Origin of the sequence: Lederbergia ruris (assembly GCF_018332955.1) — a bacterium.
Taxonomy (GTDB): Bacteria; Bacillota; Bacilli; order Bacillales; family Bacillaceae_C; genus Lederbergia; species Lederbergia ruris.
Genome location: NZ_BORB01000018.1, coordinates 1 through 20401, shown reverse-complemented (window position 1 = coordinate 20401; position 20401 = coordinate 1). Strand labels below are relative to the sequence as shown.

Here is a 20401-nt window from a genome sequence, read left to right as displayed (position 1 = left end):
CAACCATGCGTTTAGATAAATTTTTAAAAGTCTCCCGGCTTATAAAAAGGCGTACACTTGCAAAGGAAGTGGCGGATAAGGGGAGAATTCTGATTAATGGGCAGCAGGCAAAAGCGGGGTCCAATGTGAAAGTTGGAGATGAATTAGAGATTCGTTTTGGTCAAAAGCTTGTGACAGTACAAGTTACTGAGCTTCAAGAGTCCACCAAAAAAGAGGATGCTGCCAGTATGTACAAGACCGTAAAGGAAGAAAAGCTAACGACGGAACAATAAAACACGTATAAGAGATGTTCAAAAAGTTTATCCTCCTGTTGGAATCGCACTATAAAAGACATAATCTCTAGAGAAGGGCTTGTTCTATTTCCTGATTTTCCCTCATATGTATGAAGTAAAATCAGTACGGAAATGAGGGATGAACATGAACCAATATCATGAATCTATGGGAAATAAAGGCCCAACACCAGAGCATGACTTAACAATGAGAGGTAGAAAGCTACTTGATATAACCGGTGTGAAACATGTAGAGAGTTTCGATAATGAGGAATTTCTATTAGAAACGACGATGGGGTATTTATCCATACACGGTCAAAATTTACAAATGAAAAACCTAGATGTTGATCGAGGGATTGTCTCGATTAAAGGAAAAATATATGATCTCGTTTACCTTGATGATCATCATGGGGAGAAGGCTAAAGGATTCTTTGGCAAGTTGTTTCGATGACTTTATCTACCCAACTTTATACCATGCTTGCTATGATTAGTATGGGTGGCTTTTTCGGTGCCTCACTTGACACGTACCAACGTTTTCTGAAACGAGGAAACCGAAGCAAAGTCATTGTTTTTATCAACGATATATTATTTTGGCTTTTACATGGCATCATTGTTTTTTATGTATTATTCCTTGTCAATTACGGAGAGGTGCGTTTTTATCTTGTTTTAGCCATTCTTTGTGGCTTTGCTGCTTATCAAGCATTAATGAAAGGTGTTTATCTTCGCATATTAGAAGGGATCATTTCTTTCTTAAAAGCGACTTGGTCTTTTATTCAACGATTATTCCTTTTCCTTATCTATCGCCCTATCAAAGCCATCCTTTTCCTCATCCTTACTATTTTGTTAGGGATTGGACGATTTGCCTGGGTTCTTGTAAAAGGGATTGGAATCGTGTTATTATGGGTATTAAAGATATTCTGGTATCCGTTTACTCTTTTAGCAAAAGGTATTCTTTTATTGCTCCCTAAACCTTGGGTGGCAGCATTACAAAGATTATTCCATTCTACTACTCGTATCTGGAACAGAATGGTTCATTTTGTTTCAGGCTATATGAAGAAGCTTTTCAAAAAATAATGGTAAGGAGGACTCAGGATGGGGATGAAAAAGGTTGCTTCATTGGAAACTAATTATATGAAACAACAAGAAGTTACAATGAGGAAGGCGGCAAGAAGAAAAAAGCTTCTTATTCGCAGGCTAACAGTATTCCTTATCCTGACCGTCGCCCTGTCTTATTTGGTTATTTCTTCCCTTGTTTCTAAAAATTCTATGTTAGCTGAGAAACAAAAGGAAAAGGCGAAATTAGAACAGACTCTTGCCACTTTGGAGAAAAGGCAAGCTTCGTTGGAGAATGAACTTGTAAAGTTAAATGATGAAGAATACATAGCAAAACTTGCACGAAGAGATTACTTTCTTTCAGAGAAAGGGGAAATCATTTTTAATCTCCCGGAAACGAAAAAGAAAAAAGAGAAGGAAAAGGAGTCTTATTGACACTTTTTTCAAAAGTTAGATATAATGTAATGTAAGGTTTACTTTTATACTTTTAAGGAGGATAAATTTTTTTATGTCGATCGAAGTAGGCAGCAAGGTACAAGGCAAGGTAACAGGCATTACGCATTTTGGGGCGTTTGTGGAATTACCCGGTGGCTCCACAGGACTTGTTCATATCAGTGAAGTGGCCGATAATTATGTAAAGGATATTAAAGACCATTTAACTGTTGGGGATGAAGTCCTCGTGAAAGTGTTAAATGTTGAGAAAGACGGTAAAATTGGCTTGTCTATTCGTAAGGCAGTAGACCAGCCATCGAGTCAATCCCATTCAAACCAACATCGTGACAATCATCGTCATAACCGGATGAATGATCGTGCGAAGGAAAGCTTTGAGAGTAAAATGAATCGTTTTCTAAAAGATAGTGAGGATCGCCTATCTTCATTAAAGCGAAATACCGAATCAAAACGTGGCGGACGAGGTGCAAGACGCGGTTAACTTGCTGTCTGTTTTTTTAATAAAGTGGCTCTTCGACTCTGTTTTTTAGAGTGGTGGGGTCATTTTACTTTTGGAGGAGAGTTACGAATTTCCTTTTGAAATGCTGTGTAAGAACCACTTGCTTATCTTCTTTTAAAACAATGATTGACAAGCTCTGTAGATAATTGTATTATAGAATCTGTGCCTTTGGCACGAACAACTTGGCGGTGTAGCTCAGCTGGCTAGAGCGTACGGTTCATACCCGTGAGGTCGGGGGTTCGATCCCCTCCACCGCTATAAAGAAAAGCGGAAGCGCCTGCCCAGCGATGTACAAATTTAAAGACTTCTGACGAGATAAAGGAAACACGGCGAAGAATGAGCCGATGTTGACTTATCGCAGGAAGAAGGCGTAAATTTGCTAATCGCTAGGCGCTGTAGCTAGACATAAAGAAAAGCGGAGCCGACTGTTTAGCTGCGTACAAACTTTTTAGGGGCCTGACGAGATAAAGGAAACACGATGAACCCGAAGGGTGAATCGATGTTGACTTATCGTAGGAAGGCACCAAAAGTTTGCTAGCAGCTAGGAGGCGGAGCTGGACAAAGAAAAGCGGAAGCGCCTGCCTTCGCTGTTTTGACCAACATTATGCTAGCCTAAATACAAGTTTCTCGTTTCTACGAGGACTTGTATTTTTTTGCATTTTATTCGACCTTTCTCCATAAACTTCTAATCATCTGGGATTTTGCCTCATTTAGTCGAACTTTTCTTTCAACTTCCTCCCTAGAATTGACAAAGTTTTAGAATAAGCTCCGTTATAATAAAGCCCATCATTACTTTGTGTGGGGAGTGCGAATAAAATGGATAAAGGAGAAAGAGGCTTTGCGGAGACATCTATTCGGAATTCGGCTTTAGGGGGGACGAAGCTAGAGATTTCACACGGCTTCAAGAAGGTAACACAGAAATTGGTGAATTTAATTTTACAAAAAGGCTTGGCTTTATTTTTAGTTGCCTTGCTTTTGGGACGAGCTCTTATTTTGTCACAATTGACTCCTTTTATATTGCCGTTTTTTGCTGTTGTCTATTTATTAAAAAAGGATAAGGCTCCGATTGTACTATTTGGCCTTTTAGCGGGGTCGTTAACACTGGGGATTGGAAATACCATTCATACATTCGGTCTATGCTTCATTTATCTTATTAGTCTTAAGCTACTTTCCTTATTCGTCCAACCTAGTGTGAAAATACTGCCCTATGGTGTATTGGTCATTTCCTTTTTAGTAAAATGTGGTTGGCTCTTTTTTCAAAATGGACAAACAATCTCACAATTCGACGCTTTCATGGCGGGGATAGAAGCAAGCTTAAGTTTTGTTCTGGTCTTTATTTTTATGCAAAGTATTCCTTTTCTTACATCGAAAAAGCGGAAAAAGTCATTAAAAACAGAAGAGGTTGTAAGCCTCATCATTTTACTTGCCTCAATTATGACAGGAACAATTGGGTGGACAGTGTATGATCTGTCTGTTGAACATATTTTATCCCGTTATCTTGTTATTCTCTTTGCCTTTACAGCAGGGGCAACGGTAGGGTCGACCGTTGGTGTTGTAACAGGACTTATTTTTAGCTTGGCCAGTGTCAGTAGTCTTCTGCAAATGAGCTTACTAGCTTTCGCGGGATTACTAGGTGGCTTGCTAAAGGAAGGAAAGCAAATAGGTACAGCATTTGGTCTCATGGTTGCTACTTTGTTAATGGGTTTATATGGGGAAGGAAATTCTTCCTTGCTAGATACGGTCTACGAATCCAGTATTGCTATTTTTCTTTTATTGATCACACCTAAAAGCTGGTCCGAGAATATTGCACGTTATATCCCAGGTACTACTGAGTATACGCAGGACCAACAAAGATATGCCCGGAAAATTCGCGATATTACAGTAAAAAGGGTCGAGCAATTTTCGTCTGTTTTTCAAGCTTTATCTAATAGTTTCTCACAAACAGAAAAAGGGAATGAATCTGAAAAAATAGAACAAGAATTTGATTATTTTCTAAGTGATGTGACGGAGAAGACATGTCAAATGTGTTATAAGAAAGCCCAATGTTGGGGAACTGAAAACTTTGATACAACTTATGATTTAATGAAGAACATTATGCATGAAATGGATGAAAATACAGGAACCATACCCAATTCCCTTAATCAACAGCTCGAACGCCATTGTAATCGTTCGCAAAAGGTAAAAAATGCGATTCATCAAGGATTGAATATTTATCAAGCGAATCAGCAATTAAAGTTACAAGTGAAGGAAAGTAGGAAACTTGTTGCTGAACAGTTGTTAGGGGTGTCAGAGGTAATGGGCGACTTTGCAAAGGAAATTCAGAGGGAGCAAGCCAATCATCAAAAACAGGAAGAAATCATTTTAGATGCATTACAAGATTTTGGGATTGAAATTGAAGAAGTTGAAATTTATAGTCTAGTACCCGGTAATATCGATATTGATATTACTTTGCCGGGTCAAAATGTATTAGGGGAATGCGAAAAAATAATTGCTCCTCTCCTTTCCGATATTTTAAATGAAACGATTATTGTTCAGAAGGAAGAACAAGGATCCTTTGATTTTCTGTATGCTACCTTCCGCTCAGCTAAGGCATTTGTAGTAGAAACAGGTGTTGCCCACGCGGCAAAAGGTGGTGGCTTTTTATCTGGGGACAGTTATTCGATGATCGAATTAGGCCCAGGGAAATTTGCCGCCGCGATCAGTGATGGGATGGGAAATGGAGAGAGGGCCCATCACGAGAGCAGTGAGACATTGAAACTGTTACAGAAGATTTTAAAGTCAGGTATAGAGGAGAAGGTTGCGATCAAATCAGTTAACTCCATTTTATCCTTGCGTTCAACGGATGAAATTTTCTCAACCTTGGACTTAGCCGTCATTGACTTACAAGATGCGCAAACGAAATTTTTGAAAATTGGTTCCACCCCGAGCTTTATAAAAAGGGGAAATAAAGTATTAAAAATTGAAGCAGCCAATTTACCAATTGGAATGATACAGGAATTTGATGTAGACGTCGTCACAGAACAATTAAAAGCCGGAGATTTACTTATTATGATGAGTGATGGCATTTTTGAAGGGCCGAAAAATGTAGAAAATTATGAAATTTGGATGAAACGAAAGCTGAGGGAAATCGAAACGGACGATCCCCAAGCAATTTCTGATTTAATCATGGAAGAAGTGATTCGTACTTGCTCAGGCACCATATCAGATGATATGACCATCATGGCATTGAAAATAAAGCATAATACCCCTAAGTGGGCAGCGATTCCAGTGAGAAGCAGAGGAATGAAAATCTCATAGAAATTGTATAAAATTTCCTATTTGAGGCGAGGATGTTAAAAACGAGTCAACAGGATGTTGGTCAGAACGGCGTTGCAACATACAAGGATGTAACAGGTATTTGCGCTTTTGTTCCTGTTTAATCGTTCAAATGGAGGGGAGATCATGACAAAAAGTCCTTTAAAGCAGATTTTACTCATCACGGATGGATGTTCCAATCAAGGAGAAGATCCGATTGCAATGGCAGCTTTGGCGAATGAAAGTGGTATAACAGTGAATGTTATCGGTGTGGTTGAAAATGAATCAATTGAACATAAGGGTGTCCAAGAGATTGAAGGAATTGCTGCTTCTGGTGGTGGGATTAGCCAAATTGTGTATGCGGAGCAACTATCTCAAACCGTTCAAATGGTGACAAGAAAGGCCATGACGCAAACTTTACAAGGCGTCGTCAATAAAGAGTTGCGGCAAATTTTAGGGAAAGAAACCGATATGGAAGAACTACCTCCAGATCAACGAGGGGAAGTTTTGGAGGTTGTTGATGAACTCGGTGAAACGTCCGATATTGAGGTATTAGTTTTAGTAGATACAAGTGCCAGTATGAAATCAAAATTACCGACAGTAAAAGAGGCGTTATTAGACTTGTCTTTAAGTCTAAATGCACGGATGGGTCATAATCGTTTTGCCGTCTTTATATTTCCTGGGAAAAGAAAGGAAGTAGAAAAACTTTTAGATTGGACACCTAATTTAGAGTTATTAACTTCGACTTTTCCGAAATTGGCGGTTGGCGGTATTACCCCTACTGGACCAGCATTACGTGAAGCTATGACTTATTTTAAGAAAAGGCGTTCTTTGAGAGGACTGCTAGCAAATGATGATGAATACATGGAAGACTCAATGTAAATTTCCTCCTGGCACAGTGATAACTGGGAAATGGCATGGCGGAATTTATCAACTTATAAGGGAACTTGGTTCTGGAGCAAATGGGATTGTTTATCTAGCTAAAGGAACGAAAGGACATACTGCGCTAAAAATGAGTATAGATAGCCTTTCGATTACGTCAGAGGTCAATGTTCTGAAAGCTTTCTCTAAGGTCCAAGGGGATTCCCCAGGGCCTTCTTTGCATGAAATGGATGATTGGGAGAGTCCAAGGGGAAGAATTCATTTTTATACAATGGAATATATACAAGGCCCAGATTTACTAACTTTTATCCGTAAGAATGGGCAAACATGGGTAGGAATTTTGATTGTGCAACTTTTAGATGCATTAGAGAAGCTGCATCAAGAAGGATGGACTTTTGGAGATCTGAAACCGGAAAATTTAATCGTATCGGGACCACCACCTAGAATTCGTTTTATCGATGTTGGCGGTACCACGATAAATGGTAGAGCGATTAAGGAGTTTACGGAATTTTTTGATAGAGGTTATTGGGGATTAGGTTCAAGAAAGTCGGAACCATCCTATGATTTATTTTCAACAGCTATGCTTATGATCCACATGTATTATCCAAAGAAATTTGCAAAAGTTGGTGATGGCAAGAAACAATTGGTTCAACAAATTGGCTCTCATCCTGAGTTAGCTCGTTTTAATCCTGTTCTTCAGAAAGCTTTATTCGGGAAATATGATTCTGCTAAAAGGATGAAGGAAGAGCTACTTATGATCTTATCTGAAAGGCAGGACAAAGCGCCGTCCTATGCAAAGAGGTATGCTACAAGACAACAGAAAAAGAAGAAGTCAGGCTCCCTAAAGGAAACCGTCATGGTTTTATTGCTTACGATTGTTCTTTATGCCTTGTATATTTATAGTTATCTTCTGTAAATGGTTCGGCACTTTGTAAACACCTTTGAAGAGGGGATAAAGTGTTGCGACTGGAGCACATTGAAGTGAAATGGTAACATGTTTTATAAGAAAATGTGTGATGTAATAATAAAGAGGCAATATCAATAGGATCAGATATAAAGTCGGCATGAACGTGTAAGACAAGACGGAAAACGTTGTTTTTAGCTTGTCGCACTTTTCTTGTAAAGGGATGGGGAGAATGTTGCAGTTTGAGAAAAAGACAGAGGCTTTTATCAAGAAACACAAACTGGTTGAAAAGGGAGATTATCTTGTAGCTGCTGTATCTGGGGGGCCAGATTCCCTTGCGATGATTGACTTTTTCATTACCCGGAAAGAAAAATACGAGATTCAACTGGCTGTTGCGCATGTTGACCATATGTTAAGAGGGGAAGAATCCAAACAAGATCTCTTATTTGTGAAGAGATATTGTGAGGAGAAATCAATCCCTTTTCATAGTACAGCGATTGATATTCCACGAAAAATGGAACTGGACAAAACAGGTTTGCAGGAAACAGCCAGAACTTATCGCTATCAATTTCTAATGAAGGTAATGGAAGAGATTAACGCAAATAAACTGATGGTTGCCCATCATGGGGATGATCAGATGGAGACCATTTTAATGAGGCTTACGAGAGGGGCAACAGGACAGGCAAGAGCAGGTATTAGAATAAGGCGATCATTTGGGAACGGAGAGATTATCCGGCCTTTGCTCGCTGTCTCAAAGCAAGAAGTTGAGGAATATTGCCATCATTATCAACTTGAACCAAGGTTAGATCCAAGTAATAAAAAGAGGGATTATACAAGAAATCGATTTCGTCTTGATGTTCTCCCAATCTTGAAAGAGGAAAATGAACAGGCATTGGAACATTTTCAACGTTTTCATGACGATTTGACGGAAGACGAGGACTATTTACAAAGTGAGGCAAAAGTCCTGTTCAATAAAATATGTCAAGTCAATGATAATCAAGAAATTTATTTAGATATTCCCTCCTTTTTAGTGGAACCTTTGCCTTTACAAAGGAGAGTGATTCATCTAATATTAAACTATCTTTACCAGTATAAGACACTTGATATTTTAGCCGTACATACTGATTTGATCCAACAATTATTAAGGTCCGAAAACCCATCTGGAAGGCTTGATTTCCCTAGGGGATTGAAGGTTATTCGCTCCTATTCATCATGTCGTTTCGTCTTTAACGAGGGAAGGGAACTTCATTCACCTTATTATTATGAGTTATATGAGGGGAATAAAGTGGTTTTGCCTAATGGGGGGAGTCTGGAATTAAGACAGACAAAAGACTTGCTAATAAAAGAGGATGCAAATTCATTTTTGTTAGATGGGCAAGAAATTCAAACTCCATTAATTATACGGACTAGAAAACCAGGTGATAGAATAAGTTTAAAAGGAATGGAAGGAAGCAAAAAGATCAAGGACATTTTTATTGACCAGAAGGTTCCTTTGGAAGAACGAAAGATTTGGCCGATTGTAGTGGATCATACTGGCAAAATCTTGTGGATCCCTGGTTTGAAAAAGTCTAGCTTTGAGGGAATATCCCAAAATAGTCATAATTATGTTCTATTATATGACCAAACCCAAACAATTTACGGGGGCAGGATGAAATGAAGAATGATATTAAAGAAGTCCTTATAACAGAAGAGGAAATTAATGAGAAAATTTTGGAGTTAGCCGCTCAACTTACGGAAGAGTATGAAGGTCGCTTCCCACTCGCGATTGGTGTACTTAAAGGAGCCATCCCGTTCATGACGGATTTATTAAAACGGGTTGATACATATTTGGAAGTGGATTTCATGGATGTTTCTAGCTACGGGGACGGAATGGTATCTACTGGTGAGGTTAAAATTCTAAAAGACCTCAACACTCCTGTTGAGGGAAGAGATATTTTAATCATTGAAGATATTATTGATAGTGGACTAACCCTAAGTTATTTGGTGGATTTATTCCGTTATCGAAAAGCAAAGTCGATCAAAATTGTGACATTGCTTGATAAACCGTCAAACAGAAAAGGAAAGATTGAAGCAGATTACGTAGGTTTTACCGTTCCGGATGCTTTTGTTGTAGGGTATGGACTTGATTATGCGGAGAAATACCGCAATCTCCCTTATATAGGGGTATTAAAACCGAAAGTTTATGAAAAGAATGAATAACAATAAAAAAGTGTCTAAACTGATGTGGAATAGTTGTAAAAATGCAAATGGCTATGATACTATTGAAGATAGTTTTTTTACCGTGGGAGGAGGTAAGGGATGAACCGGGTTTTGCGAAATGTCATTTTTTATGGACTCATCTTTCTTGTATTAGTTGGAATTTTGAGTTGGTTTAAAAATAGTAATGAAGTGACGAAACCGATTACGTATAATGAATTTGTGGCACATTTGGAAAATGGCGATATCGAAAAATATACAATGCAGCCTGAACGAGGCGTTTACGAAATTAAAGGACAGTTGAAAGGTGCGAAAGAAGGGGACTTCTTTATTACATATGTAATGAATAGCCCTGCAATGCTTGACCGCATTGATGCTGCCTCAAGTGATTTGGAAGTAAAACCAGCAAAAGAGACAAGTGTTTGGGTCTCATTCTTAACTGGGATTATTCCGTTCATTATTATCTTTATTTTATTCTTCTTCCTTCTAAATCAAGCTCAAGGTGGCGGTAGCCGCGTAATGAACTTTGGGAAGAGTAAAGCAAAATTATATTCCGAAGAAAAGAAAAAGGTTCGCTTTAGAGATGTAGCGGGCGCTGATGAAGAAAAGCAAGAACTAGTAGAAGTAGTGGACTTTTTAAAGGATCCAAGAAAGTATACTGAATTGGGTGCAAATATACCAAAAGGGATTTTGTTAGTTGGTCCACCTGGAACAGGTAAAACCCTCCTTGCTCGTGCAGTAGCTGGGGAGGCGGGAGTACCATTCTTCTCCATTAGTGGTTCTGACTTTGTTGAAATGTTTGTGGGTGTAGGGGCATCCCGTGTTCGTGATTTATTTGAGAATGCTAAAAAGAATTCCCCGTGTATTATCTTTATTGATGAAATAGATGCAGTTGGTCGCCAACGTGGTGCAGGTCTTGGTGGTGGGCATGATGAGCGTGAACAAACACTAAACCAGTTACTTGTTGAAATGGATGGATTTGGTGAAAATGAAGGAATTATCATTATCGCCGCTACGAACCGTCCTGATATTTTAGACCCAGCGTTATTACGTCCAGGTCGTTTTGATCGACAAATTACAGTAGATCGACCAGATGTAAAAGGTCGTGAAGCGGTATTACGTGTGCATGCACGCAATAAACCTCTTGATGCTTCGGTTGATTTAAAGGCGATCGCTATGAGGACACCAGGCTTTTCAGGGGCAGACTTAGAGAACCTGTTAAATGAAGCAGCTTTGGTTGCGGCTAGAGTCAATAAGAAGAAAATTGATATGGAAGATGTAGACGAAGCAACAGATCGGGTGATTGCAGGTCCTGCGAAGAAAACTCGTGTCATTTCGAAGAAGGAAAGGAACATTGTTGCTTATCATGAAGGTGGTCATACGGTTATTGGCCTTGTGTTAGAAGAGGCTGAGATGGTGCACAAAGTAACCATCGTACCGCGTGGGCAAGCTGGTGGTTATGCGGTTATGCTTCCTAAGGAAGATCGTTATTTTATGACGAAACCAGAATTGCTTGATAAGATCACTGGATTATTAGGTGGGCGTGTCGCAGAAGAAATTACCTTTGGTGAAGCTTCTACAGGAGCCCATAATGACTTCCAACGTGCGACAGGCATTGCACGAAAAATGGTGACAGAATTTGGGATGAGTGAAAAACTTGGTCCCCTCCAGTTTGGTCAATCACAAGGTGGTCAAGTGTTCTTAGGCCGCGATATTAACAATGAGCAGAATTATTCTGATGCCATTGCTTATGAGATTGATTTGGAGATTCAACGCATTATTAAAGAATGTTATGATCGGGCTACAAAAATTCTTACGGAAAATAAAGATAAGCTTGAATTAATTGCCCAAACTCTTCTTGATATTGAAACATTAGATGCTGAACAAATTCGTAGCTTGTACGAAGATGGTAAGCTTCCTGAAGGTCGAACTGGCAATACTGAAAAGGTAGACCCAGCGATTACTATTCAACCTAAGGAAAAAACAGAAGAAGATTTAACAATTACAGAACAGCGTGAAGATGACCCAATTTCTGGCCAACCAGGTAAATTAGGTCCAAGTCAACGTCCAGATGGAATGGACAACGATGATACTAAAAATGAATAAGTAAAATTGCTTTTGAAGGAGGGTCTGCGACTCTCCTTTCTTGTTTGCTATAAAAGGACTATGTCCGTATTGGACCCAAATTGTTTCTATTTAGGAACAATTGGGTCCTTTTTGTTTTAAACTCTGTGAGCCTCTAATTGCGATTGCCTGCTGCCACCCATCGGACCACCGGTCAATTTTATCTTGTTTATCTGATTCGGGAATTTTTTTATTGACATTTAAATATGTATGAGTGTACTATCATGGTAATACAGTTTTGGGATTTATATTGTAATGTGAAAATAGATGATGGGAGCTTACAAATGGGGATTTTTAAAAGGGGTTTACTGTTGATATTGTTTATACTGGTGATGCTATCAGGGTGCAGTAATAGTGTTGTAGAGAATGCAGATCAATACGTTTCTTCGATTGAGCAAATTACTTTGCCGGATGGAGTAAGGGTGATTGGACTTGGAGAAGCAACCCATGGAAATATTGAATTTCAGCAATTGAAGAAAGATGTATTTGAGGCGCTAATTACAAACGAGGATGTTTATGTTTTTGTTCTGGAAGGTGATTTTGGTAGTAGTCAGATTATAAATCACTTTATTTTAACAGGAGAGGGAACGGCTAAAGATGCTGTAAATGCACTCGATTATCCGATTTATCGAACTGAGCAAATGATTAAGTTTGTACAATGGATGCATGATTATAATAGGAAGGCAAACGCCGATAAAAAAATAACTTTCTATGGGAATGATATGCAACGGTACGACTATAGTAAAGAAGGTCTTCTTGATTATTATGAAGTGGTCAATCCAGAGGCGGCAAATGCTCTAACTGAACAATTGAATTATGTTTCGAATGATACAATGCGTACATTAACTGCAGCTCAGTTACAAGAAGTGAATGATATTATGGACAATATTAAATTAGATTTACAGTCAAATAAAGAGATATATGTCCAACAATCTTCACCTGATGACTTTGCTATTGCTTTACAATATATGGAGATAATAAGACAGCGCACAGAATTACTATTAACGGATGATAAACATTATGCGAGAGTTCGTGATCAATACTTGGCAGATAATTTACAATGGATCATTGATTATGAAGAAACCCGTGGTCATGATAAAATACTTATTTCGGCTCATAATGGGCATATCGAAAAAACCTCTGCCTCATTAGCTGGATATAAATCTATGGGGAATTATTTAGCTGAACGATATGGAGAGGAATACTTTGCGATTGGCACGGAATTCATGGATAATACATTTCAGGCGCTTAACGGCGGTTCAGATGAGCGTGAACAATTCACTGTAAAACATCATAGTCAATTGACGGATGCTTTTGGTGATATAGAATCAAATGAATTCTATGTCGATTTTAAAACGGCTAGTCAATCAGCTGAATTATCGAAAATTATTCATAGTGAGCAAAGGATGGGGAATATAGGCGATGATTTCCGTGCATGGTATAAGATAGCGAAGATGTTTTATACCATTAAAATGAAGCCTGTTGATGCATATGACGGCCTTATTATTGTGAAGGAGTCAAAGCCAACAACAGTACTAGAATAATCAAGGAGAATCAATATTGCGATTGTTTGGTAGCCTAGGGATCCGCTTGGGAATAACCTTTTTTATCGTTCTTACAGACTCCCTTCGTGTGCTTGAAGTGAGTCTTAATATATCCCCTCAATAAAGTATTTGTGGTATGATGTTTTGAGAAAAAGTCCAATAAAAAGTGGTGAAACGATTGATTTTAGTTTTGGATGTAGGAAATACCAATATTGTACTTGGTGTATATCATCGAGATCAGCTAAAATATCATTGGAGAATGCAAACCAATCGTCATAAAACAGAAGATGAATATGGAATGGGTATTAAAATGCTCTTTCAGCATGAAGGAATTCAGTTTAAAGATATTCAAGGAGTGATTATTTCTTCTGTTGTGCCTCCATTGATGTTCACGCTAGAAAAGATGTGTGAAAAATACTTTCATGTTAACCCAAAGATTGTTGGTCCAGGTATTAAAACAGGATTAAATATAAAATATGATAATCCCCGCGAAGTAGGAGCCGATCGGATTGTCAATGCTGTTGCGGGAATTCACGAATACGGAAGTCCGCTTATTATAGTTGATTTTGGAACAGCTACAACCTTTTGCTATATCAATGAGAAAAGTGAATATATGGGTGGGGTTATTGCCCCGGGGATTGGCATTTCTACAGAAGCCCTTTATAATCGAGCTGCAAAACTCCCAAGAATTGAAATTACCCATGTGGACGAAATCATTGGTAAGAATACAGTTGCAGCAATGCAGGCCGGGATTCTGTTTGGATTTGTAGGACAAGTAGAGAGCATAGTTCAACGCATCATGAATACATGTCAAACTAAGCCAACAGTCATTGCAACTGGTGGGCTTGCTAATTTAATCGCAATGGAAACCGAGATGATTGATATTGTAGATCCGGATTTAACGTTGAAAGGTCTACAATTGATTTATAAACGAAACGAATGAGAGGTGGTCTCTTAATGGAAGACTATTTGGTGAAGGCAATAGCTTATGATGGTCAAGTCCGCGCTTATGCAGTTATTACAACGAATACGGTTGAGGAAGCCAGGCGCCGGCATCAAACTTGGCCCACAGCATCAGCTGCCCTTGGTCGAACGATGACCGCTGGGGTGATGATGGGAGCAATGCTGAAAGGCGAGGATAAAATAACGATTAAAATAGAAGGGGGCGGGCCAATTGGGATCGTACTAGCAGATGCTGATGCAAAAGGACATGTGCGCGGCTATGTTACGAACCCCCAAACCCATTTTGAATTAAATGATATCGGAAAGTTGGATGTAAGACGCGCTGTTGGTGTGGATGGCACATTAACGATCGTGAAGGATGTCGGGTTAAGAGACCATTTTTCCGGCCAAGTACCGCTTGTATCAGGTGAAATAGGTGATGATTTCACGTATTACTTTGCTAAATCGGAACAAACGCCATCCTCTGTAGGAGTTGGAGTTCTTGTCAATCCGGATAATTCCATTTTAGCTTCAGGTGGCTTTATTATTCAATTGATGCCTGGTGCAGATGAAGAAGTGATTACCGAAATTGAGCAGAGGTTACAGTCCACTTCAGCTGTTTCGAGTTTAGTAAATGAAGGTTATTCCCCCGAGCAAATATTGGAGAGTTTTCTCAAGGATGTCAATATCCTAGAAAAACAAGCTGTTGAATTCCAATGTACATGTTCAAAGGAACGTCTATCCAATGCCATCATCAGTTTAGGCAAAGAGGAAATTCATGCCATGATTGAAGAAGATGGAGAAGCAAATGCTCATTGCCATTTTTGTAATGAGTCGTATCACTTCTCAAAAGAAGAACTAGAAGCATTGGAAGCAGAAACTGAAAAGTAAAAGAGGGAAGATGTGCTTTAATTAAGCCATCTTCTTTTTTTAAATAGCTATTTTTAATTGACTTTAAATAATTGTCATGGTACTTTATAATAAACCTATAAAAATACTAGGAATTAGAGGTGGGAAGATGGCAAATTTGGCGAATTCAATAACCGATCTCATTGGAAATACCCCGATTGTGAAACTGAACCGATTAACAGATGAAAATAGCGCAGATGTTTATTTAAAATTAGAGTATATGAACCCCGGAAGTAGTGTAAAAGATCGTATTGCTTTAGCGATGATTGAAGCGGCTGAAAAAAGTGGAAAGTTAAAAGAGGGCGATACCATTATTGAACCAACAAGCGGAAATACTGGAATTGGTTTGGCAATGGTTGCGGCTGCCAAGGGATATCGTTCTGTATTAGTCATGCCCGATACAATGAGTATGGAGAGACGTAATTTACTGAAAGCATATGGAGCTGATTTGATTTTGACTCCGGGAGCAGAAGGAATGAACGGAGCGATTAAAAAGGCAAATGAACTAGCGAAAGAACATGGATATTTTGTTCCTCAACAGTTTGAAAATCCAGCTAACCCTGAGATCCACCGTTTAACGACAGGAAAAGAAATTGTCGAGCAAATGGGAGATCAGCTTGATGGATTTGTTGCAGGTATTGGAACAGGTGGTACTATCACAGGGGCTGGACAGGTATTAAAAGAGCATTATCCCAATGTGAGAATTTACGCTGTGGAGCCAGAAGACTCCCCTATCTTATCAGGAGGAAAACCGGGACCACACAAGATTCAAGGTTTAGGCGCTGGATTCGTTCCAAGTATTTTAGATACTCATATTTATGATGAGGTCATCAAAATCAAAAATGAAGAAGCATTTGAATGGGCAAGAAAAACAGCGCGCGAAGAAGGAATATTAGGTGGAATCTCATCAGGGGCAGCCGTAGCGGCCGCTTTAAAGGTAGCGAAAGAACTTGGAAAGGGCAAAAAAGTACTAGCTGTTATTCCAAGTAATGGAGAACGCTATTTGAGTACGCCTCTTTATCAGTTCGATGAATAAATATTAGAAAAAACTTGGTGCCTCGTGCACCAAGTTTTTTCCGTCCGAAGAACCCCATTTCCGTCCGAAGAACCCCATTTCCGTCCGAAGAACCCCATTTCCGTCCGAAGAACCCCATTTCCGTCCGAAGAACCCCATTTCCGTCCGAAGAACCCCATTTCCGTCCGAAGAACCCCATTCTTTTCAAAAATACCTTTTAAGGTTAGACTGAGAGTAAATGTTTGAATGAGAAGGTGTTTATATTGAAAAAGGTAATAAAATGTGGGCCACATACATTGGACTTCACGACTAAAACCCTAATTATGGGAATCTTAAATGTGACACCAGATTCTTTCTCAGATGGTGGACGTTTTAATAATGAATCCCATGCACTAGAGCACGCAATGGATATGATCGAAAACGGGGCCGATATGATTGATATTGGCGGAGAATCCACAAGGCCTGGACATGATCCAGTATCTGTTGATGAGGAAATAGCAAGGGTCGTTCCGATCATTGAATCTTTAGCAACTAAAATACAAGTCCCTATTTCCATTGATACATATAAAGCATCCACGGCAGAGCGGGCTGTAGCGGCTGGGGCTACGATTATCAATGATATTTGGGGAGCAAAAAAGGACCCTGAAATAGCTAGTGTGGCGGCAAATAGCGGAATCCCAATTATTCTCATGCATAATCGGGATAATCGCGATTATACCTCGTTTATCCGGGATGTACTCCAAGATCTATATGAAAGTATTTCTATCGCGAAGAAGGCGGGAGTTCGTGATGAGAATATTATTTTAGATCCTGGTATTGGCTTTGCAAAGGACTATAACGAAAACATCGAGATGATGAGAAACTTAGATAAATTAGTAGGCCTTGGTTATCCAGTTCTGTTAGCGACGTCTCGTAAAAGGATGATCGGTGAGACATTGGATTTACCTGTTGATGAACGGATGGAAGGGACAGGCGCTACAGTCTGTTACGGTATTCAAAAAGGTTGCCATATGGTGCGTGTCCATGATGTGAAAGAAATGAGTAGAATGGCCGCTATGATGGATGTTTTAGTAAAAGGGAGCGAATAAAGTGGATAAAATCTATTTAAACGAGCTGGAGTTTTATGGCTATCATGGCGTACTTCCAGAAGAGAATCGACTAGGACAGAGATTTATTGTGAATCTTATGATCGAAAGTGATCTAAGAGAAGCAGGTCTGAAGGATGACCTAGCTAAAACAATCAACTATGCGAATGTTTATGAAGAGTGTAAGCAAATTGTAGAGAAAGATAAATATAAATTAATTGAAGCTGTTGCAGAGAAGATCGCTTCTGTTTTACTGGAGAAATATACATTAATTGACCGCGTTACAGTGAAGGTCGTAAAGCCAGACCCACCTATTCCTGGACATTACCATTCAGTTGCTGTGGAAATAACGAGGGAGAAAGTATAATGGAAAATGTGGCATTTATATCTTTAGGATCAAATATTGGGGACAGACTAGGATATTTAAAGCAAGCGATTCAAAGTATAAAGAACTGTGCGGAAATTCGAATAGAGAAGCTTTCCTCCATATATGAGACAGAGCCAATCGGATATACGGACCAAGATCAATTTCTTAATATGGTCATAAAAATTTCCACGTCCTTATCACCACATCAATTATTAAAACATTGTCTAGAAATTGAGCGGGAGATTGGACGGATTCGCGAGTTTAAGTGGGGACCGAGGGTTATCGATCTTGACATTTTATTGTATAATAAAGAAAATGTTGTGATGAAGGATTTGCAAATCCCTCATCCACGTATGAATGAGCGGGCTTTTGTCCTTATTCCCTTAATGGAAATTGACAGTAGTCTTGTCCTTCCAAGTTCAAACGCCCCTTTAGTTGAAATCCTGGACGAAATACCTGATAAAGAAGGAGTTCGGTTATGGAAACAGATAAATGGGGAAGACGCATACGCGCCTTTCGAAAATTAAAAGGTTTTACACAAGAAAGGCTTGCGGAAAGTTTAGGAGTTTCCGTTTCGGTTTTTGGAGAAATTGAACGTGGCACCCGTTTGCCAACTGATCATATGTTACGCAAAATATCCGAGGTATTAGGTGTTTCTGTAGAAGAACTGACACCGGAGGATGAAAGGATGAAATAAATGGGGTAGGGGGTTTCAGGTGAAAACATACCAGTAATGAGAAACATGAGGCATGATATTTAAAAGGATTTGGGGAAATGCAAAATTAGAAATGCCATTAATCGATGTCTGACCCGGGAAGAGTTGTAAAATTATCTGCAGATGCGGCGACAAGGGATAAACAAGCGGGATAACAGAACCATACTGCCGGTAGAAGCTGGCAGTTGTTTTTTGTATGAGGAGTGCTGGTCTACTTTTAACGACTGCGTTTTTAATCACATTACTTTTATAATGGTAAGTGTCTACAACTTGATGCAGATGGCTAAATTAGAGTGAACTCTGCTTTATAAACTAGATTGGAGTGTTTTTAATGAGTCAGGAAGAATTGAATGACCAACTACAGGTGAGACGTGAAAAAATGCAAACCTTAAGGGAAAACGGAATTGACCCCTTTGGGAAAAGGTTTGAACGTACCCATGATACAGAAGAAATCAAAAGCTCTTATGATGAATTTTCTAAAGAGGAGCTAGAAGAGAAAGCAATTGAGGTGACTATTGCTGGTAGGGTGATGACGAAACGTGGAAAAGGAAAGGCTGGTTTCGCTCATATCCAAGATCTCCGCGGTCAAATCCAAATTTATGTGCGGAAAGATGGCGTTGGAGAAGAGCAATATGAGCTTTTTAAGTCTGTTGATTTAGGAGACCTAGTCGGAATTACGGGAACGGTATTTAAAACTAAAGTAGGGGAGCTATCTGTTAAAGTCACTGATTTTACCTTATTAACAAAAGCTTTACGACCACTGCCTGATAAGTTCCATGGACTAAAAGATGTTGAACAACGCTATCGTCAGCGCTATCTTGATTTAATTACAAATCAGGATAGTAAGGAAACGTTTATTAAAAGAAGTATGATTTTGCATGAAATTAGACACTATTTGGATGAAAAAGGGTACTTAGAAGTAGAGACCCCAATGTTACATGCAATCGCAGGTGGAGCTGCAGCGCGTCCCTTCGAAACCCATCATAATGCTTTAGATATGCCATTTTATATGCGAATTGCCATTGAGCTGCATTTAAAACGCCTAATTGTCGGTGGATTAGAAAAGGTTTATGAAATTGGCCGTGTCTTTAGAAATGAAGGTGTATCCACTAGACATAACCCAGAATTCACTATGATTGAGCTTTATGAAGCCTATGCGGACTATAATGATATTATGGAATTAACAGAAAACCTCATTGCCCATGTAGCAAAAGCCGTTCTTGGATCAGCAACAGTTCAATATGGAGACTATGAGGTTAATTTAGAACCGAGATGGCGTCGTCTACATATGGTAGATGCTGTGAAAGAATATACGGGCGTCGACTTTTGGAAAGAAATGAGTGACGACGAAGCAAAACAATTGGCCAAAGATAATGGAATTGAAATTACCGAGCATATGACCTTTGGACATATAGTCAATGAATTTTTTGAACAAAGAGTTGAAGAGAAACTTATACAGCCAACGTTTATATATGGACATCCAGTTGAAATCTCTCCGTTAGCGAAAAAGAACGATGAAGATCAAAGATTCACAGATCGATTTGAGTTATTTATAGTTGGTAGAGAACATGCCAACGCCTTTACCGAATTAAATGATCCTATTGATCAAAGGGCACGCTTTGAAAGTCAATTGCTTGAGCGTGAGCAAGGTAATGATGAAGCTCATGAAATGGATGAAGATTTCGTGGAAGCATTAGAATATGGTATGCCACCAACTGGTGGACTTGGAATAGGAATTGATCGTTTGGTCATGTTATTAACAAACGCTCCATCTATTCGTGATGTTCTCTTATTCCCATTAATGAGAAAGAAAGATTAAATGTGATTTCCTTATCAGAGGCATGGTAAGATATCTCCCATGCCTCTGAAATATTTTTGATAAATATTTAAAAAAAGTGTTGCATACTTAAAAAAACGGTGGTATATTAATAGTCGTTCCTTGAGACAAGGAGAAAGAAATAAAAAAGTTGTTGACATTGGAAAAGAGATTTGGTATTATAGAAAAGTCGCCAATGAGGCAACGAGGTTTGATCTTTGAAAACTGAACGAAACGAACGTCAATAAATAAATGGATAAATGGTTTTGAACCATTGCCAGCAATTGAGAAGGAAAACAAACTTCTTTCATTATATGAGAGTTTGATCCTGGCTCAG

Annotated in this window: 20 protein-coding genes and 1 tRNA gene; all 21 read left to right on the top strand. The window is 39.0% G+C overall.

Features of this window, described 5'->3' with window-relative positions; genetic code table 11:
• The first annotated feature begins 5 nt into the window (after positions 1-5).
• The 21 genes from KI363_RS11605 to lysS all read left to right on the top strand — a co-directional run bounded on the left by KI363_RS11605 (position 6) and on the right by lysS (position 20067).
• Complete coding sequence (locus tag KI363_RS11605) at positions 6-272, top strand: RNA-binding S4 domain-containing protein (protein WP_158323856.1); 267 nt, start codon at positions 6-8, stop codon at positions 270-272.
• 145 nt (positions 273-417) lie between these two features.
• The gene (yabP, locus tag KI363_RS11600; RefSeq protein ID WP_158323848.1) at positions 418-720 is read left to right on the top strand and encodes a sporulation protein YabP; all 303 of its coding nucleotides are present in this window, start codon (positions 418-420) and stop codon (positions 718-720) included.
• Positions 717-1343 carry a spore cortex biosynthesis protein YabQ gene (gene yabQ / locus KI363_RS11595; RefSeq protein WP_158323847.1) on the top strand — a complete coding sequence of 209 codons (627 nt, stop codon included), beginning with the start codon at positions 717-719 and terminating at the stop codon, positions 1341-1343. Before yabP ends, yabQ begins: the two co-directional genes overlap by 4 nt.
• A gap of 18 nt (positions 1344-1361) precedes the next feature.
• Positions 1362-1757 (top strand): FtsB family cell division protein, encoded by a 396-nt coding sequence (locus KI363_RS11590; protein ID WP_158323846.1) that lies wholly within the window; start codon positions 1362-1364, stop codon positions 1755-1757.
• 73 nt (positions 1758-1830) lie between these two features.
• Positions 1831-2253: a S1 domain-containing RNA-binding protein gene (locus KI363_RS11585; protein ID WP_158323845.1), complete on the top strand. Its 423-nt coding sequence runs from the start codon at positions 1831-1833 to the stop codon at positions 2251-2253.
• A gap of 202 nt (positions 2254-2455) precedes the next feature.
• A tRNA-Met gene (locus tag KI363_RS11580) sits at positions 2456-2529 on the top strand.
• Positions 2530-3087: 558 nt separating this feature from the next.
• Positions 3088-5568, top strand: coding sequence for a stage II sporulation protein E (gene spoIIE, locus KI363_RS11575; RefSeq protein ID WP_212966393.1), 2481 nt, complete (start codon positions 3088-3090; stop codon positions 5566-5568).
• A gap of 144 nt (positions 5569-5712) precedes the next feature.
• Positions 5713-6447 (top strand): VWA domain-containing protein, encoded by a 735-nt coding sequence (locus KI363_RS11570; protein ID WP_158323843.1) that lies wholly within the window; start codon positions 5713-5715, stop codon positions 6445-6447.
• Positions 6416-7363 carry a serine/threonine protein kinase PrkT gene (gene prkT, locus KI363_RS11565; RefSeq protein WP_158323842.1) on the top strand — a complete coding sequence of 316 codons (948 nt, stop codon included), beginning with the start codon at positions 6416-6418 and terminating at the stop codon, positions 7361-7363. The genes KI363_RS11570 and prkT overlap by 32 nt, the downstream gene beginning before the upstream one ends.
• Before the next feature lie 220 nt (positions 7364-7583).
• Entirely contained in the window at positions 7584-9008 is a 1425-nt protein-coding gene (gene tilS, locus KI363_RS11560) for a tRNA lysidine(34) synthetase TilS (protein WP_158323841.1), read from the top strand.
• Positions 9005-9550, top strand: coding sequence for a hypoxanthine phosphoribosyltransferase (gene hpt / locus KI363_RS11555; protein ID WP_158323840.1), 546 nt, complete (start codon positions 9005-9007; stop codon positions 9548-9550). The genes tilS and hpt overlap by 4 nt, the downstream gene beginning before the upstream one ends.
• 99 nt (positions 9551-9649) lie before the next feature.
• Complete coding sequence (gene ftsH, locus KI363_RS11550) at positions 9650-11653, top strand: ATP-dependent zinc metalloprotease FtsH (protein ID WP_212966392.1); 2004 nt, start codon at positions 9650-9652, stop codon at positions 11651-11653.
• A 242-nt stretch (positions 11654-11895) separates the two neighbouring features.
• Positions 11896-13215 carry an erythromycin esterase family protein gene (locus KI363_RS11545; protein WP_246516845.1) on the top strand — a complete coding sequence of 440 codons (1320 nt, stop codon included), beginning with the start codon at positions 11896-11898 and terminating at the stop codon, positions 13213-13215.
• A gap of 178 nt (positions 13216-13393) precedes the next feature.
• Positions 13394-14158: a type III pantothenate kinase gene (locus tag KI363_RS11540; RefSeq protein ID WP_158323838.1), complete on the top strand. Its 765-nt coding sequence runs from the start codon at positions 13394-13396 to the stop codon at positions 14156-14158.
• Between the two features lie 14 nt (positions 14159-14172).
• On the top strand, positions 14173-15048 hold the full coding sequence (hslO, locus tag KI363_RS11535; RefSeq protein ID WP_158323837.1) for an Hsp33 family molecular chaperone HslO: 876 nt from the start codon (positions 14173-14175) through the stop codon (positions 15046-15048).
• 127 nt (positions 15049-15175) lie between these two features.
• Positions 15176-16102, top strand: coding sequence for a cysteine synthase A (gene cysK / locus KI363_RS11530; protein ID WP_158323836.1), 927 nt, complete (start codon positions 15176-15178; stop codon positions 16100-16102).
• A 254-nt stretch (positions 16103-16356) separates the two neighbouring features.
• On the top strand, positions 16357-17169 hold the full coding sequence (gene folP / locus KI363_RS11525) for a dihydropteroate synthase (protein ID WP_246516847.1): 813 nt from the start codon (positions 16357-16359) through the stop codon (positions 17167-17169).
• 1 nt (position 17170) lies between these two features.
• The gene (gene folB / locus KI363_RS11520) at positions 17171-17533 is read left to right on the top strand and encodes a dihydroneopterin aldolase (RefSeq protein WP_158323835.1); all 363 of its coding nucleotides are present in this window, start codon (positions 17171-17173) and stop codon (positions 17531-17533) included.
• Positions 17533-18060: a 2-amino-4-hydroxy-6-hydroxymethyldihydropteridine diphosphokinase gene (folK, locus tag KI363_RS11515; protein WP_158323834.1), complete on the top strand. Its 528-nt coding sequence runs from the start codon at positions 17533-17535 to the stop codon at positions 18058-18060. The genes folB and folK overlap by 1 nt, the downstream gene beginning before the upstream one ends.
• Complete coding sequence (locus KI363_RS11510) at positions 18012-18230, top strand: helix-turn-helix domain-containing protein (protein ID WP_158323833.1); 219 nt, start codon at positions 18012-18014, stop codon at positions 18228-18230. The genes folK and KI363_RS11510 overlap by 49 nt, the downstream gene beginning before the upstream one ends.
• A gap of 349 nt (positions 18231-18579) precedes the next feature.
• Positions 18580-20067, top strand: a complete 1488-nt coding sequence (gene lysS / locus KI363_RS11505; protein WP_158323832.1) for a lysine--tRNA ligase — start codon at positions 18580-18582, stop codon at positions 20065-20067.
• The last annotated feature ends 334 nt before the right edge of the window (positions 20068-20401 follow it).